At 47.2% G+C, this 17757-nt stretch carries 15 protein-coding genes; all 15 read right to left on the reverse strand.

What is annotated here, in order from left to right; genetic code table 11:
* Positions 1-127: 127 nt before the first annotated feature.
* On the reverse strand, positions 128-937 hold the full coding sequence (locus A7Z06_RS19400) for a glycosyltransferase family 2 protein (RefSeq protein ID WP_001087210.1): 810 nt from the start codon (positions 935-937) through the stop codon (positions 128-130).
* Positions 938-943: 6 nt separating this feature from the next.
* Entirely contained in the window at positions 944-1654 is a 711-nt protein-coding gene (locus A7Z06_RS19405; protein WP_000701379.1) for a hypothetical protein, read from the reverse strand.
* Positions 1651-2895, reverse strand: coding sequence for a flippase (locus tag A7Z06_RS19410; RefSeq protein WP_000023341.1), 1245 nt, complete (start codon positions 2893-2895; stop codon positions 1651-1653). The genes A7Z06_RS19405 and A7Z06_RS19410 overlap by 4 nt, the downstream gene beginning before the upstream one ends.
* A gap of 15 nt (positions 2896-2910) precedes the next feature.
* Complete coding sequence (gene rfbC / locus A7Z06_RS19415; RefSeq protein ID WP_001100714.1) at positions 2911-3453, reverse strand: dTDP-4-dehydrorhamnose 3,5-epimerase; 543 nt, start codon at positions 3451-3453, stop codon at positions 2911-2913.
* A gap of 4 nt (positions 3454-3457) precedes the next feature.
* A complete protein-coding gene (gene rfbA / locus A7Z06_RS19420) occupies positions 3458-4336 on the reverse strand; it encodes a glucose-1-phosphate thymidylyltransferase RfbA (RefSeq protein WP_000857499.1) in 879 nt (292 codons plus the stop codon).
* Between the two features lie 58 nt (positions 4337-4394).
* Positions 4395-5294 carry a dTDP-4-dehydrorhamnose reductase gene (gene rfbD / locus A7Z06_RS19425; protein ID WP_001023612.1) on the reverse strand — a complete coding sequence of 300 codons (900 nt, stop codon included), beginning with the start codon at positions 5292-5294 and terminating at the stop codon, positions 4395-4397.
* Positions 5294-6379, reverse strand: a complete 1086-nt coding sequence (gene rfbB, locus A7Z06_RS19430) for a dTDP-glucose 4,6-dehydratase (protein ID WP_000699455.1) — start codon at positions 6377-6379, stop codon at positions 5294-5296. Before rfbB ends, rfbD begins: the two co-directional genes overlap by 1 nt.
* A 371-nt stretch (positions 6380-6750) precedes the next feature.
* Complete coding sequence (gene galF / locus A7Z06_RS19435) at positions 6751-7644, reverse strand: UTP--glucose-1-phosphate uridylyltransferase GalF (protein WP_000183032.1); 894 nt, start codon at positions 7642-7644, stop codon at positions 6751-6753.
* 174 nt (positions 7645-7818) lie between these two features.
* On the reverse strand, positions 7819-9213 hold the full coding sequence (gene wcaM / locus A7Z06_RS19440; protein ID WP_001116044.1) for a colanic acid biosynthesis protein WcaM: 1395 nt from the start codon (positions 9211-9213) through the stop codon (positions 7819-7821).
* Positions 9214-9223: 10 nt separating this feature from the next.
* Positions 9224-10444 carry a colanic acid biosynthesis glycosyltransferase WcaL gene (wcaL, locus tag A7Z06_RS19445; RefSeq protein WP_000862590.1) on the reverse strand — a complete coding sequence of 407 codons (1221 nt, stop codon included), beginning with the start codon at positions 10442-10444 and terminating at the stop codon, positions 9224-9226.
* Complete coding sequence (gene wcaK, locus A7Z06_RS19450) at positions 10441-11721, reverse strand: colanic acid biosynthesis pyruvyl transferase WcaK (RefSeq protein WP_000770785.1); 1281 nt, start codon at positions 11719-11721, stop codon at positions 10441-10443. Before wcaK ends, wcaL begins: the two co-directional genes overlap by 4 nt.
* A 71-nt stretch (positions 11722-11792) precedes the next feature.
* Entirely contained in the window at positions 11793-13271 is a 1479-nt protein-coding gene (wzxC, locus tag A7Z06_RS19455) for a colanic acid undecaprenyl disphosphate flippase WzxC (protein ID WP_105279544.1), read from the reverse strand.
* 1 nt (position 13272) lies between these two features.
* On the reverse strand, positions 13273-14667 hold the full coding sequence (gene wcaJ / locus A7Z06_RS19460) for an undecaprenyl-phosphate glucose phosphotransferase (RefSeq protein ID WP_000183121.1): 1395 nt from the start codon (positions 14665-14667) through the stop codon (positions 13273-13275).
* Between the two features lie 127 nt (positions 14668-14794).
* Positions 14795-16165 carry a colanic acid biosynthesis phosphomannomutase CpsG gene (gene cpsG / locus A7Z06_RS19465; RefSeq protein WP_010347103.1) on the reverse strand — a complete coding sequence of 457 codons (1371 nt, stop codon included), beginning with the start codon at positions 16163-16165 and terminating at the stop codon, positions 14795-14797.
* Positions 16166-16320: 155 nt separating this feature from the next.
* Positions 16321-17757 (reverse strand): mannose-1-phosphate guanyltransferase, encoded by a 1437-nt coding sequence (gene cpsB, locus A7Z06_RS19470; protein ID WP_000079275.1) that lies wholly within the window; start codon positions 17755-17757, stop codon positions 16321-16323.

Genomic DNA, 17757 nt, shown 5'->3' on the forward strand with positions numbered 1-17757 from the left:
CTCGCATAAATTGTAAATGTAATGGCAATGTTAAGCCTCAGTGTTTTCGTAGCTAATAAAGAAAAAGAGAAATCTAATACTATAGCTATTGTAATATTTAAACAATAAATTATGACCACACCCCCCCCTATCTTAGACCGAATAATTTGCGCTTAATTGATTTTGTTTTCTGATATAATTTTTGTGGAACAATTTTTTTAAATAAATCCTGCAAGATATTATAAAAAATAAATTTCACCTTGTATGATAGAGGCATGGAAATTTTATTTTTAGCAAGAATATATGCGATTTCCTCCTTAACCAATTCTTTATTAGACTCATTTGAACTTATACCGGAAGCATCCATAATTGATACAGGAAAATTAACATAATGTATTTTATCCGGATCAATTGTTCGTATCAAAAAATCACTATCAGCCGCTATTTTTAATTTTGTATCAAAGCAATTAACATTATCTTTAAAAAGACTTGAGTGCTGAAAAGTCCCCTGATGAGGAGGGAGCGCGGGTCGACCACATTCCCATTTTTTCTTTATTTCCCCATAAATCCCAACTATGTTATCTTTTTCACCAAAATACACATCACCATATATAGTTGTTGCATTCTCATTTTCACGCATAGCATTGATTATTTTTATAAGCGTATTATTTTCATAAAAGGTATCGCCGGCACCCATAAAAATAACCCAATCGCCCGTTATGTGAGGTAGAGCTTTATTCCAAGCGTCGTATATACCTTGATCAGACTCGCATAAAAAATAATCGATGATGTCGGTATATTTTTGTATATGCTTTAGTGTTGACTTATTAGAGTTACCATCAATTACAATCCATTGGATATTATCATAAGTTTGATTTTTAATAGATTCCGCTGTCTTGCAAAAATCATATCCACAATTGTACGTTGATGTTATTATAGTGATCCTTAAGCTATTCATCTCTACTCACTTATTTTTCATAGCAATATATTTCAACCTTAATTCTTTAATCAAGCTCTTAACTTTACTATCAGTACAATACTCGATATTAAATGTGCCAGAAAAACCTCTTATTTTTGGTATTATTGTTCCAATAACTCCTGTTAATTTATTTTTTTCAATCTGTTCAAAAAAAACATGTTCTAAATAAACCCCATCAAGGTCTCGAACATTTTTATAAGAATCAGCAAAGAAGTCATGATATAATTTTTTATTCACCACATAAAACCTTGTGTCAATCATATTCTCCTTCAAAAAAGGCACTGGAATAAAAAAAGCCTTTCCATTGAACGCTTTTATGCATTGCCTATAATTATCAACATATAGTTTTGAGGTGATTTTTGCGAAATGTTCTGCCCCAGATAAATAGTGGCTATTCATTAATGCATATTCAACTATCTCACCTTCTCCGTAACCTTTGCCATAAGATTTAACACTCTCCACATCGTTTTTAAAATGTAATATTTCGATTGAATCCTTATTAATTATTTCTTTATCATTATAGATATCTTTAGTTAGATCATAATCACTACCATCACATATTACGAGTGAATCTGCATTTTTTGACAACTCCCTTATCGCCTTCAATGTAAGTGATAATCTTGCATTTTCATCAGAAAGATTTGTAAGCGGAGCATTAGGTGAGATACAAGAAGTCACTAATACCGGGATTTTCATTTTTTCTTTTCCAGCCTCAACGAAATAAGCATTAAAATAAAATAATCGACGGTAACTCTTGCGCTCCAAGCATAAGCAACACCGGCAACAGAAAAATACATAATCGAGAAATATAAAACTAGCAGGTATGGAATACATTCAATAAGATGAATGACCCCCGTAATTTTTGCATATCCTTTCGATTGGATTTGAGCAAACGGAACCTGAGCAAAAGAATTGAATACAAAACCTATCAATAATATTTGAAATATATAAGGACTCTCTGTGCTATATTGTTTCCCAAGCCATAAAGTTATGATATCACCAGCTTTAAAAGAAAATATAATAGCTATAATTATGCTACTTACACCAATTAATAGTGTAGCCTCTTTTATTATTTTTTTTCTCTCACCTTTTGTATTATTCTTACATAGTGCAGGAAAAATTGTCCTTGCGATTGTTGTTGGCAATATAAGTAACTTTGATATCGCATCTGCAGGGGCAATATATAACGATGCTTTAGCAGGACCAACTGCATTTGACAATATAAACCGGTCAATATTTGTAAGCAATGGGTTAATTATACTACTAATACTTGCCCATCCGCCAAAACTTAATAGTGCTTTTGTCTTATTTAAACTAAGATCCATTGTGACTTTGTTATTTCTAAAAACAAATAACACACTTAAAAGAGCTCCAGTTATTCTCGCAATGACCAGCCCCCAAGTAGCATTAAGCAAACTAATATTTTCATGAATAAGAATAATAGGTAGTATTGCAGTTAAAATACCTGTGATTGTTTTTTGTATATTTAATAATTTGAATTTTTCATATCCCTCTAATATCCCCCAACAAACCAAATTCAGAAGGTAGAACGGTAGACAATAAGATAAAACACCTATAGCGTATGCTACATTCTCAGTTTGTTCAGGTCCACTAATTAAGGATGCTATTTTATGATCACTGTAATAGAAAATAACGGAAACAACAATCCCAATAAATATAGTTAAAAATACTGATGTTGTGATTACTTGACTAGTTGCTTTTATATCATTTTTATTTAACGATATCTCGCGCACAACTGCTCGCGAAAGCCCAAGGTCAAATATGCTAGCGTATCCTACTATTGTAAAAAACATTAAAAAAAAGCCAAAGTCTGTTATTCCCAAAGCCCTTGCCAAATAACCCATCGCAGGTATTGACAATAAAGTTGGGATTGCATATCCAGCCAAATTTATTAAACTATTTATTTTAATGCTCATTATTAATGTCTTTTATTAATAATCAATTTTTATAAATGGAGTACCCAAACAATCCTTTGGTGACAAAAGAGGTTCGTTATCTAATTGCCAATCTATGTTTAATACAACATCATTCCACATAATACATCTCTCATGATTTTTTGAGTAAAAATTATTTGTTTTATACAATATTTCTGTTCCTTCTTCTTTTGAATAAAACCCATGAGCAAACCCCTCAGGGATCCACAACTGGCGCTTATTCTCAGCAGATAAATTCACACCAACCCACTTGCCAAACGTAGGTGACGATTTGCGAATATCAACCGCAACATCAAAAACTTCACCGACAACACAGCGTACCAGTTTTCCTTGGGCATAAGGTTCTAGCTGGTAATGAAGCCCGCGTAATACGCCTTTGCTGGATTTAGAATGGTTATCCTGAACAAATTCAACCTTCCGCCCTACAGCTTCTTCAAATACTTTTTGGTTAAAGCTCTCAAAAAAGAAACCACGTTCATCACCAAATACTTTAGGTTCAAAAATTAGCACATCAGGAATTTCAGTTTCAATTACGTTCATTTTATTAATAACCTTTAATCATTTTCAGCAGATATTGACCATAAGCATTTTTCTTTAGCGGCTCGGCCAATATCTTCACCTGCTCTGCATCAATAAATCCTTTACGATATGCAATCTCTTCCGGGCAAGATACCTTTAATCCCTGACGCTCTTCAATTGTTGCAATGAAGTTACTTGCTTCAATAAGACTTTGATGTGTCCCCGTGTCCAGCCATGCGTAACCACGTCCCATCATGGCAACAGATAAACGCCCCTGTTCCATATAGATACGGTTAATATCGGTAATTTCCAGTTCACCACGGGCAGAAGGCTTAAGGTTTTTCGCCATTTCTACAACGTCATTGTCATAGAAATAAAGCCCAGTAACCGCATAGTTACTTTTTGGCTCTAACGGTTTTTCTTCAAGGCTAATGGCTGTTCCGTTCTTATCAAACTCCACGACACCATAGCGTTCAGGATCATTAACGTGATAAGCAAATACCGTTGCACCGCTTTCTTTGTTAACAGCAGCTTCCATTAATTTCGGCAAGTCGTGCCCATAGAAGATATTATCACCAAGCACCAGTGCACAATCATCGCCACCAATAAAATCTTCACCAATGATAAACGCTTGTGCCAGACCATCTGGACTGGGTTGTACTTTATACTGAAGATTAAGTCCCCACTGGCTACCGTTGCCAAGTAATTGCTCAAAACGTGGTGTATCCTGTGGCGTACTGATAATAAGAATATCGCGAATACCCGCTAACATAAGCGTTGAAAGCGGATAATAAATCATCGGTTTATCATAAATCGGCAGCAGTTGTTTACTGACTGCCATCGTCACAGGATAAAGACGAGTACCGGAACCACCAGCCAGAATAATACCTTTACGCGTTTTCATTTCACCATTCCTTTTAATTCATCCCGCTCTGGCATCATGAGCGAGATGCAAAAATTTGTTAAATTGCCGTAGTCGTAAATAATTCGTTGAGCATACGTTTCACGCCCACCTGCCAGTCAGGCAAGACAAGCGCAAAGTTCTGCTGAAACTTTTCTGTATTGAGGCGAGAGTTATGGGGACGACGGGCTGGTGTGGGATAGGCCGTTGTTGGCACGGCGTTGAGTTTGTTAAGAGCAAGGTTGATCCCTGCTTTGCGCGCTTCTTCAAATACCAGAGCAGCATAATCGTGCCAGGTTGTTGTACCGCCAGCAACCAGATGGTACAAACCAGCAACTTCTGGTTTGTTTACTGCCACGCGAATGGCATGAGCGGTGCAATCAGCCAGCAATTCAGCACCTGTTGGTGCGCCAAATTGATCGTTTATCACAGCCAACTCTTCGCGTTCTTTTGCCAGGCGCAACATCGTTTTGGCAAAGTTATTTCCTTTACCAGCGTATACCCAGCTGGTACGGAAAATAAGATGCTTTGCGCAATGTTCTTGTAACGCTTTTTCCCCAGCTAGCTTGGTTTCACCGTAGACATTTAGCGGTGCTGTTGCATCAGTCTCCAGCCATGGCATGTCACCAGTTCCAGGGAAGACATAGTCAGTTGAGTAATGAATTACCCAGGCTCCGACTTCATTAGCGGCTTTTGCAATCGCTTCGACGCTTGTCGCGTTAAGTAATTGTGCGAAATCCGGTTCTGATTCCGCTTTGTCTACTGCAGTGTGAGCAGCCGCATTAACAATAATATCAGGGCGAATTTTTTTGACAGTTTCAGCCACACCTTCGGGGTTGCTGAAATCGCCACAATAATCAGTGGAGTGAACATCAAGAGCAATCAGATTACCTAGCGGTGCCAGAGCACGTTGCAGTTCCCAACCCACCTGCCCTGTTTTGCCGAAAAGCAGGATATTCATTACTGGCGGCCCTCATAGTTTTGTTCAATCCACGACTGATAAGCACCGCTTTTCACATTCTCAACCCAATTTGTATTAGCCAGATACCATTCCACCGTTTTACGAATACCGCTCTCAAACGTTTCTTGCGGTTTCCAGCCCAATTCGCGGCTAATTTTATCGGCATCAATTGCATAACGGCGATCATGCCCTGGGCGATCGGCAACATAAGTAATTTGCTCACGATAAGATTTCTCTTTCGGTACAATCTCATCCAGCAAATCACAAATTGTGAGCACTACATCGATGTTTTTCTTTTCGTTGTGTCCACCAATGTTATACGTTTCACCCGCTTTACCTTCGGTTACGACGGTATATAACGCACGAGCATGATCCTCTACATACAACCAGTCGCGAATTTGATCCCCTTTGCCATAAATAGGTAATGCCTTACCTTCCAGAGCATTCAGAATAACCAATGGAATAAGTTTTTCCGGGAAATGATAAGGACCATAATTGTTAGAGCAATTAGTCACAATGGTCGGTAAACCATAAGTTCGCTTCCATGCGCGTACCAAATGATCGCTGGAAGCTTTAGAAGCAGAATACGGGCTACTTGGCGCGTAGGCTGTCGTTTCCGTAAATAGCGGTAACGCTTCGTTATTATTTACTTCATCCGGATGGGGTAAATCACCATACACTTCATCAGTAGAAATATGATGAAAGCGGAAACTTTTTTTCTTTTCATCATTCAGAGCAGACCAGTAATTGCGCGCTGCTTCTAAAAGAACATAAGTACCCACAATATTGGTTTCAATAAATGCCGCAGGGCCAGTTATTGAACGGTCAACGTGGCTCTCTGCCGCCAGGTGCATCACCGCGTCTGGCTGGTGCTGTGCGAAAATACGCGCCATAGCTACGGCATCGCAGATATCTGCATGCTCAAATGAATAACGTTCAGAATCAGAAACTTCAGCGAGCGATTCCAGGTTTCCGGCGTAAGTCAATTTATCGACATTAACAACACTGTCCTGCGTATTATTTATAATGTGACGAACTACAGCAGAGCCAATAAACCCTGCGCCACCAGTTACAAGTATCTTCACTTTTTTATTCCATATAGCTATAGAGCATGCTGTGAAATAGACTGCTCCAGAATTGATTAATAGAGGCATTAGTGCACGCTACCGCCCCTGGCTTAACAGCTACCAGAGCACTGCGTGCATGACTACGATATGACGAACCTAACTCGCTCGTGCCAAATCCGAAAAATTCAAACGCTAATTGTCTTACCAAACAGCCATAGAAACAAGGAAAATCCTGGAAAAGTTTGACGCGAAGCTGCTTGCTAACTCATTGTTATTATTGAAATTCATAAAAAACAACGGCAGGAAAATTCAATGCGCAAAACTTATGCTATGAATCTTCACTGCCGTTTTTAATTTCTTACTGACCGACACTTCCTGTCAGATTTTCGTTATTCGCTTAACAACTTCTCAATGCCTTTGCGGAACTTCGCCCCTTCTTTCAGGTTGCGCAGCCCATATTTTACAAACGCCTGCATATAGCCCATTTTCTTACCACAATCGTAACTGTCACCAGTCATCAGCATTGCGTCAACGGACTGTTTTTTCGCCAGTTCAGCAATGGCATCTGTTAGCTGAATACGTCCCCATGCACCTGGCTGAGTGCGCTCCAGTTCCGGCCAAATATCGGCAGAAAGCACATAACGACCTACGGCCATAATGTCTGAGTCCAGCGTCTGCGGCTGATCGGGTTTTTCGATAAATTCAACGATGCGGCTGACTTTACCTTCGCGATCCAGCGGCTCTTTAGTCTGGATGACGGAGTATTCAGAGAGGTCACCCGGCATACGTTTTGCCAATACCTGACTGCGACCAGTTTCATTGAAGCGCGCAATCATTGCTGCAAGGTTGTAACGCAACGGATCGGCGCTGGCATCATCAATAACCACATCGGGTAGTACGACGACAAATGGATTATCACCAATAGCCGGCCGGGCACACAAAATGGAGTGGCCTAAACCTAATGGTTCGCCCTGACGCACGTTCATAATGGTCACACCCGGTGGGCAGATGGACTGCACTTCTGCCAGCAGCTGTCGCTTCACGCGCAGCTCAAGGAGAGATTCTAATTCATAAGAGGTGTCGAAGTGGTTTTCGACCGCGTTTTTAGACGCATGAGTTACCAGGAGGATTTCTTTGATTCCTGCAGCCACAATCTCGTCAACAATGTACTGAATCATTGGCTTATCGACGATGGGTAGCATCTCTTTAGGAATCGCCTTAGTGGCAGGCAACATATGCATCCCAAGACCCGCTACAGGAATAACTGCTTTTAAATTCGTCATTATTTCATCCACCTGTAAAATGGTTGCTGAATTATAGCTTGTTCGATTTTTTTCGCCAGCATCAATTACCCTGAATTGATTACTGATTTCCTTCCGATGTTACGCCGCTTTGTCCAGGATTGCAGTAGCGTTATTCTTAAGTATGGTGCCATTTTTCCAGGAATGGTCGCAAATCTATCGTTCCCGTTTCGGTAGCCTGAAGTTTATCTTTTCCACATTAACGATATGGTGATTAATCCTGTCGATATCGACAGAGCTTTGTCCTTTTTCATTCACCGCATGAACATTTACCAGTGACAGTAGCGTCTCGTTCTTTGCCATAAATGTCCCACGGACATCCTTACGCAAGTCAAAGTTCATGGTCAATGCCGGGCCAACCGAAGATTCTTGCATCACATTGATATTACGCATAAAAAGGTGCTGCGGTTTGTTGTGTAGCTCCAGAGAAGCACGTTTCATCTCAATATTGGTCAGTGCAACAAAGGAGACAGCGTTACCTGCTGAAATTTGTATCCCGCGCAATTTCCTGGCAAGGTCAGTATTATCAAGGTGAATATTATTCAGTCTGAAGTTTTGCGGTATGGAGAGATACCTGCCTTTAATGACGCCGTAGCCGATTAACATCCCGGCACTATTAACCATTTCTATATTGTCAATAACAAAGTTATCACATCCATATATCGCTACAGTGGCGTTATCAATACCGGCTTTCTTGCTGAAATCAGGCGTAATATTGCGCGCTTTGATATTACGGATAATGAAATGTTTACCATTTTCAACATGAATCAGCTGTCGACAATCCGATCCTGTAATATTCGCCACGACAAAGTTTTTCACTGCCTGATCTTCTGGGTAATTATTATCGTAAGTGCTTCCCGCAAGGCCTATGCCGATGCCCCAGTTGATTTTGCCGTTGGTACAGTTAATGCGCTCGATGATGTGGTCGGATATCAAAATATCACGGTCGTTAATCGCCACGTTCCATTCAATGGCGTCGCCTTGTAAGTCGCTGAACTTACAATTGGTGATGTTGGCACCGATTATCTGGTTATGAAATCCCTGGCGTAAGATGGCGTAATTAGCGTGGCTGACAGTGAGGTTATCGATGGTCAGGTTGCGCATGACCCGTTTGTTTTTGCCGCCGATATAAATCTGCGTTACCGGACCAAAGCCGCTCATCGCCAGCCCTTTGATGGTGCAGTCAGAACCACGCACATCCAGGGTGATGTTATGCATACTGCCGCCCTCCTCCCCTGTCACCTGGCTGCCGTCCTGTAAGACAAATCGCCCTCTGCCGTTGCCGCGCAGGCTTCCAAGGATGTGTAACGTTTTGCCAGGAGGAATGAAGATGCCGGTGTTGATATTGTCACAAACGAATCCAGCAGGCACGACGACCGTTTGCCCTTCGCTGAAGGCTTGTTTAAATGAGGCGATCCAGTCGTGTGGATTATAATCGTTAATGTTAACGCTTGTTCGGGCGGGAAGTGCACGGGCGAAAGGGGTATGGAGGAAGGCAAGCGCCGAGCTTGCCGTCAGGAAGGTGCGTCGGGAGAGTTTTTTAAATGGCATGCGTTCTCCTCTATAAAGCCTGCAGCAAGCTGGCGAGTTCTCGATTAATCACCTGCTGGTTAAAATCGTGTTCGACTTTTTCGCGCGCACGTTTGACAACCGGAGCCAGTTCGTCGGTGTCCAGTTGGCTAAACGCCGCCAGTCGTTGCGCCAGTGCGCGAGCATCGTTCTCAGGCACCAGCCAGCCGGATTTATCGGCCTCCACCAGTTCCGGTATTCCGCTATGCAGAGTGGAAACCACCGGAATACCGACCGCCATCGCTTCCATTAGTGCCACCGGAATACCTTCCATATCACCATCCGCGCCCGTTACCGATGGCAACAGGAAGACATCCGCGTCATCGAGCATCTCTTTCACTTCATGGCTCGGTTTAAAGCCAGGCATCTCTACCACATCTTCCAGTTGATATTGTTCGATGAGCGTGCGCAGGCGTCGTTCCCACGGGCCAATGCCGAGAATGCGATAGCGAAATGCCACGCCCTGCTCTTTCAACTGACGGCAGGCTTCAATCGCCACATGCAGGCCTTTTTTCTCGGTTAAGCGTGCGACAGATATGATTTCCAGCGGCGTTGCGGGCGCTTTCACCGGACGCGGGCTAAAACGCGTCATGTCCACCCCCATGCGCGATACAGCGATTTTTTCCGTCGGGCAGCCCATCTTTTGCAATCTCCCTGCCCACAGATCGCTTATTGGCAACATCAGGTCGCCACGGCGAAACAGTTGTTGATATTCGGGAGTGTAATGATTGAGCACTTCCCGACTGGAGATATCAATACCATGGAAAATGGTAGCGATTTTGCCGCGAATGACCCCCAGTTCGCGTAGTTTTGCTGCGGTTACCCCCGCAGGGCCAAAATGAGCGATGAACACATCGGCATGAAACGGTGTTGCGACCTGGCCGCAAATGGCAGACAAAATCAGGTTCCGCGACTCTGCGCCATAGCGTTTGAGGTTAAGCGCCTGCCAGGTATTTTTACGATGAATGCCGCGTAACGTCTGGCTGGCGCGGTGGCGCAGTTTCGCCACTTTGCCCGTAGGTTCGTCCTGTAACCAGCGGGTTCTGGCGGCAAGGTTGTATTTCGTCCATGCCGCGTGGGTGTTCTGGGTGTCGCCTTTTTGCAGCGCGAGAATCTCCACCTCAAATCCCATATCAATAAACGCGGTAATTTGATTGAGGACGAAGGTTTCCGACGACAGCGGAAATTTCAGTAAAAAGAAGCCGACCTTCATTTCACCTCCCCGATGCGTTCAAGCACAGATTGCACCATCTGCATTCCTGTATGACGCTCACGACTGACAGCTTCATTAAGTCGTGCGTTCAGCGCCGGAAGTTGGCCTAAGGTATCCGCAACCATCGTTTGCAGGCTGCCGTCTAATAAATGACGGATATCAATCGCCATCTCTGGCAGTCCCAGCTGCTGCATAATCCCGGCGGATTTATGTTCATAGTTGATGGCAATCGCCGGAGTGGCAAAGTTCATTGAGATAATGGCGGAGTGCAGGCGCGTACCGACGGTGAGTTCACAGGCCCCCAGAATTTTGCCCATTTCCAGATCGTTAAGTTCATCCATCACTACGTGATAACGGGCAGGATCGCTGATGTGCTGGCGCAGGTTGAGCGCCACCATGCGGTCGTCTTTGTTATAGCTGTCGATGCCCGTACAGGTGGAGAGCGCAATGACCTGATAGCCTTCGTCGAGAATGCGATTGACCACCCCGGCAAAGGCTTTTTCATACGCTTGTTGGGTGGTGCCGAGACGTTTGTCGAACGGTGCCAGTTCGCGCAGGGTAATTGCCACCGCTTTCTGTTGTGCGGCAACATCCAGCCAGTGTTGAACAGCATAGCTGGCGGTGAAGTCTTCAATGTGGTGATCGACCAGCCACGCGGTATCGACGCCATGTTCCACTTTTGCAGTGGTGATATTGCTGCGTTTCATCAGATCAAGGCTGACCGATTCGCGCAGGATCAGCGCGTCACAGTGACCAAAAACGTAGTTCGCCAGTTGGTTAAATTGCTCATCCTGGAAGGGACCGACGCTGTGACCAATCATAAACAGCGGCTTTTTCGCCATAAACGTGCAAAGTGCATGTTCAAACTGCGGCACGCCATAGAGATCGACAAAAAACGATCCGCCGACCTGGATAATGGCGTCGTAACCTGAGAGCAGGCGCACGAAGTCGGTGAATCCCTGGGCGATGGCGATATTGCGCAGCTTGCCAGTGTCGGTGACGCGTGAGAGCAATACCTGGTGCTGATAGCGGCGACGGAGGACTTTTTTAACGCGCCCGACAACGCCCGCCGCGCTGTTGTGTTGTTTCATTTGCAGGAACAGCGGATCGCCCATTACCGGGCGGTTGAGCAGCCAGGAAGAACTGACCGGATAGCGGCTCATCACGTCCACTTCGGCGTGTGGATTGAGGATGTTGATGGCATCAAGTAAGCCGCGCAGGATGGCACTGTCGCCACGATTGCCGCAAGTGTGGTTGCCCAGAATAAGTAATTTCATTTTTTCCTCATAAATTTGATGCCAGGTGAGGTTATGTTGTTGTTTTTATTGCCGGAGCCTAAAACAACCATTCACCCCACCCGTAAAAGCATTTTCATTTTTTCGCTGCGACAAAACTGACGCTTCACTTCCACCACCAGCGGATGGCGCGACAGCACAATCATCACCACAAACGCCAGCACGCCTGCGGCTATTTGCACCGCCAGCAGCATCCCCAGCGCCAGTTGCCCTTTCAGCAGCACGCCCAGCGCATAACTGACCACCAGCGTCGGAAGCGAGAGATAAAACGGTAGCCACAAACTCAGGATGTACTGGCGATAGCTGGAACCGAGCACCGGTTTAATCATCACGAAGTAGCTCAGAATGGTGTTGATAATCTGCACCAGCAGGAAGCCGAGCGTGACGCCGATCGCGCCCGCCATCTGCCCACCGATAACAATCGCCGGAATAAACAGAAAAGTTTTGAATACGTTGAATTTAAAGCTAATATCCACCCGCGCTTTCGCCATCAGCAGCGAACCAATCGGGTTACCCACCGAACGCAGCAGCCCCACCACACACAGCAATTGCAGCACCGGAATAATGCTGTTCCACTTTTCGCCAAAGACCAGCGGCACAAAATTATTCGACACTACCATCAGCCCCAGCAGCGCCGGGAAGTTGATAATTCCCACTACCGACAGCAGCTTGTAGAAGTTCACGCGCAGCTTTTCGGTATCGTCCTGAATTTTGGCAAACGCTGGAAACAGCACGCGGGTGATGATCGGGTTCAGCTTCATCGGCGGTACAACGGCCACGTTATAGGCCAGGTTGTAGCCCCCCGCCACGCCCGCGCCGAGAATACGCGCCAGCACCAGCGTCGAAAGGTTAGTATTGAGATAGTTGATGATGCTGTCCGCCGTCAGCCAAGCACCAAAGCGTAAGTTCGGTGCCACCGACGCCAGCGAGAAATGCAGACCGGGACGATAAATTTTGCGACCAAAGTAGCCAAACAGCAGCGTTCTCACCGCACTATTGACCAGATAACCGAGGATCGCGGTCATCGCCAGCGGCCAGAAATGGGCGCTAACCACCGTAAAAGTAAAGCCCGCCAGCACCGCGCTAGTTTCGATCATGCCGATTTTGTTGAACTCCAGCTCCTTTTGCATCAACGCGCGAAACTGTTGCCCGTGGGGGATCACCACAAACGCCAGCGACAATGTTTTAATCAACGGTGCCAGATCCGGGTTATTCAGCACGTCACCGATGAGATCACTCAACAAAAACACTGCCACGCACACTACAATCCCCAGCCCGACGTTCAGCCAGTACAGCGTGGTGAGTTCAAGGTGGCTGATTTCTTTTCGCTGAATAATCGAGTTAGCGATACCGAAGTCAGAAAGCGTATCTGCCAGCGCGATAATCACCAGCGACACGGTAAGCAGGCCGAACTGGTGGTTATCGATAATCCGCGCCAGCACGGTCATCTGTACCAGCCCGAGGCCGATGATGATCACCGTGGCAATCGCCGACCACTTCGCGCCGCTGATGGTTTTTTCACGTAAGCTCATATCAATATGCCGCTTTGTTAACGAAGCCTTTGAATACCGTCAGGAAAACGATTTTGATATCGAACCAGACGCTCCATTCGCGGATGTACTCAAGGTCGAACTCGACGCGTTTTTCCATTTTCTCCAGCGTGTCGGTTTCGCCGCGCCAGCCGTTGATCTGCGCCCAACCGGTAATGCCCGGTTTCACTTTATGGCGCAGCATGTAGCCTTCAATAAGCTGGCGATACTGTTCGTTATGCGCCACTGCGTGCGGACGCGGACCCACAATCGACATCCCGCCGGTCAGCACATTGATAAACTGCGGCAATTCATCCAGCGAGGTGCGGCGCAGAAAGTTCCCCACCCTGGTGACGCGCGGATCGTTCTTCGTCGCCTGGGTCACCACGTTGTCGTTCTCCATCACTTTCATCGAACGGAACTTCCACACTTTGATCGGCTTGCCGTCCATGCCGTAGCGAGTCTGGCGGAAAATAACCGGCCCCGGTGAACTGAGTTTCACCGCCAGCGCAATGCAGCACAGCACCGGGGAGATCAGCAGCAAGATCAGCGTTGCCAGCACAATGTCTTCCGCACGTTTGAGCAGGCGGTTAACCCCGGAAAGCGGCGTGTCATACAGCGGCACCACCGGTACGCCGTTCATCTCTTCGATACGGGAATGGAGAATGTTGAAGGTAAAAACATCGGGGATCAGCAGCACCGAACAGGTGGTGTCCGCCAGTTGATGAACCAGTTTTTTCACTCGCGCGCCGTCGCACATTTGCATCGCGATATAGACGTTATGAATCTTGCCCGCTTTCGCATCCTCGACCAGCTGTTGCAGGTTACCCGCCCAGTCGTTAGAAACGCCGCCCGGTTTCGGGTCGTGGTAAACGCCCACCACTTCAAACCCTAACCACGGCTGATTACGGAAACTCTCCATCAGCATTTGTCCGGCAGCTAAATCCCCCGCCACCGCGACCATCCGCTTGTTATAGCCATGATTACGCAGCCAGCCCGCACCAATACGAATGCACGAACGGCAAACCACCAGTCCGATGCTGGTCAGCCCATACCACGCCAGCCAGATTTTCAGTTGCGTGTCGAAATCATTATTGAACGCCACCAGTCCGGCGCTGAAAATCACGCTTAAGGTCCAGTTTTGTAGCAACAGGGCAAATTCTGTCGCTGCCCGAACACCGCGCCATGAGCGATAAAAATCGGTGATGCCACCCAGCATCTGGAACACCACCAGCGTAATCAGCGCCACCAACAGGTGCATGTAGAGGAATGACAGGCCGCTCACTTCGCAAACCAGCCATAGTCCGGCAAACATGATGGTGATATCTGAAAAGCGTTGCACCATAGAGATTAACGATGCATTGGTTTTCGCTCGCTCGCGCTTTTTTAGATTTGTCATCGTTGTTCCTGTTCTATTGTCGCCTCACCCCGGCCCTCTCCCCAAAGGGGCGAGGGGAGAAGAAAGTTCCGTGCTCTCTTCTCTCCGCAGGCAGTAGAGCGTCAGGGGGAGGGGGAAAGTAATGACATTACTCGTTCAGCAACGTCAGCAGAGTTCGCGTTCGCGCTTCCATCAGCGGCACATCACCGCGCGATTCCACATTCAACCGCACCACCGGTTCGGTGTTGGAGGAGCGCAGGTTGAAGCGCCAGTCGGCAAAGGTCATGCTGATGCCATCGGTGCGATCCACCGCCAGCGCCTCGCGGCTAAAATGCTGTTCGACGCGATTAATCGCCTCAACGGGTTGCGCCAGTTTGCTGTTGATTTCACCGCTTGCCGGGAATGCCGCCATCCGGTCGCGCACCAGTTCGCCCAGCGTTTTTCCTTTCAGACACACCAGTTCGGCGACCAGCAGCCACGGGATCATGCCGCTGTCACAGTAAGCGAAATCACGGAAGTAATGGTGCGCGCTCATTTCGCCGCCGTAGATGGCGTCTTCCTTGCGCATACGTTCTTTAATAAAGGCGTGTCCGGTTTTCGACATCACCGGTGTGCCGCCTGCGGAAGTCACCACATCAACGGTGTTCCAGGAAAGACGCGGATCGTGGATGATCTTCGCGCCGGGATTTTTTTCGAGGAACGCTTCTGCCAGCAGGCCGACAATGTAGTAGCCCTCGATAAACTGCCCTTTTTCGTCAAACAGAAAACAGCGGTCAAAATCGCCATCAAAGGCAATGCCCATATCTGCGCCGTGTTTGATGACCGCATTGCGGGTGTCGTCGCGGCATTCCGGCAGCAAAGGATTAGGAATACCGTTGGGGAAATTGCCGTCCGGCGTGTTGTGCACTTTGATCAATTCCACAGGCGCACCGAGGGCTTTAAAGCGGGCTTCAATAGCGTCCACCACCGGCCCCGCCGCGCCGTTCCCGGAGTTGATTACCAGCTTGAGCGGCGTGAGGTTTTTGACGTTGATATAGCCGAACAGGTGATCAACGTAAGCGTCGTGCAGGTGGATTTGCTGATAGCTACCGCGTTTGGTTTCATCAACGGGAGGAAAGTCGTTGGCTTCTGCCAGACGCTGGACGTCGCGCAGTCCGGTATCGCCGCTAATTGGACGAGCCCCTTCGCGCACCAGCTTCATACCGTTGTAATCCATCGGATTATGGCTGGCGGTAACTTCGATGCCGCCATCCACGCCGAGATGGAACGTGGCGAAATAGATCTCTTCAGTGCCGGACATGCCGATATCCAGCACATCGACGCCCGCATCCTGTAAACCTTTTGCCAGCGCCAGTTTTAAGGTTTCGCTGGTGAGGCGGACATCACCGCCTAATACAATGGTTTTCGGTTTAAGAAATTCGCCATAGGCACGACCAATGCGCCAGGCGATATCTTCATTCAGTTCTTCACCTAATTTTCCGCGAATATCATAGGCTTTAAAGCAGGTTAATTTTTTCATGCCGTTACCCTTTTTCAGGCAATAGTTGACCCTGACCGAAGCGGCCAATTTTGTTTTTGTCGTTATTTACATCGCGGTTCGGCATTCATTGCCTGATGCGACGCTGCCGCGTCTTATCAGGCCTACAAATCCGAACCGTAGGTCGGATAAGGCGTTTACACCCGTCCGTAGCGATCCGCGAAGCGCACCACATCATCCTCTTCGAGATAAGAGCCGGAGCGTACTTCAATTAAATCGAGCGGAATTTTCCCTGGATTTTCCAGGCAGTGCGTCGCCCCCAGCGGAATATAAATAGACTCGTTTTCGCCAAGCAGTTTGATATCACCGTCAATGGTGACTTTTGCCGTTCCCGCGACAACCACCCAGTGTTCCGCGCGGTGATGGTGCATCTGTACCGACAAGCCCTCACCGGGTTTCACGGTGATGCGTTTTACCTGGTAGCGGTCGCCTGCGTCGATAGAGTCATATTTGCCCCACGGGCGATACACTTCGCGATGTACCCGATGCTCATGGCGGCCATCGGCTTTGATTTGCTCGACCACTTTTTTCACATCCTGCACCGCGTTACGGTCGGCAATCAGCACCGCATCTTTGGTCTGCACTACCACCAGATCTTTCACCCCGACGGTGGTGACCAGGCCAGATTCGGCATACACGTAGCTGTTTTCAGTTTTGTGATTAATCACATCGCCGTGGCAAACGTTGCCCTCGGCGGTGTGGGCGCTGATCTCCCATAATGAAGACCAGGAGCCGACATCGCTCCAGCCCGCATCCATCGGCACCACAACGGCGTCTGCCGTGCGTTCCATGACCGCGTAATCCACCGACTCTTCCGGGCAGGCGAGAAACGCTTCTTCATCCACCCGTATAAAATCGAGATCCGGATCGATGGCGCTCATCGCTTTTTCACAGGCATCGAGAATATCCGGGCGATATTTTTTCAGTTCTTCGAGATAACGTCCGGCGCGGAACAGGAACATGCCGCTATTCCAGTAATATTCGTCGCTTGCCACGTAGGCCTGCGCGGTTTCCAGATTCGGTTTTTCGACAAATTGCGCCACTTCAAAAGCCACCGTATCCTGCTCACCCGCCGATACTTCACCGCGACGAATATAGCCATATCCGGTTTCAGGTAGATCCGGCACAATGCCAAAAGTCACCAGTTTGCCTGCTTCAGCATACGGCATGGCGTTACGCACGGCGGCGCGGAACGCGTCTTCATCGGCAATCACATGATCCGCCGCCAATACCAGCATTAACGGGTCGCTCTCCGGGCTATGACGTTTTGCCGCCAGCGCCGCTAGCGCAATGGCAGGTGCAGTGTTACGCCCTGCCGGTTCGAGAATAATGTTCTCGGTAAGTTTGTTCAGTTGACGCAGCTGTTCCGCAACAATAAAGCGGTGCTGCTCATTGCAAATCACCACCGGGCTTTCGCACTCCACGCCGTTCAGGCGGCAGATGGTGGTTTGCAGCATGGTGAGATCGCCTTTCAGGCATAAAAACTGCTTGGGATAAAGTACGCGGGAAAGCGGCCATAAGCGGCTACCTGAGCCACCTGCCATCACGACTGGATAGAGTTTCGACTGCGCCAT

The organism is Escherichia sp. MOD1-EC6819 (assembly GCF_002965765.1).
Lineage (GTDB): Bacteria > Pseudomonadota > Gammaproteobacteria > Enterobacterales > Enterobacteriaceae > Escherichia > Escherichia ruysiae.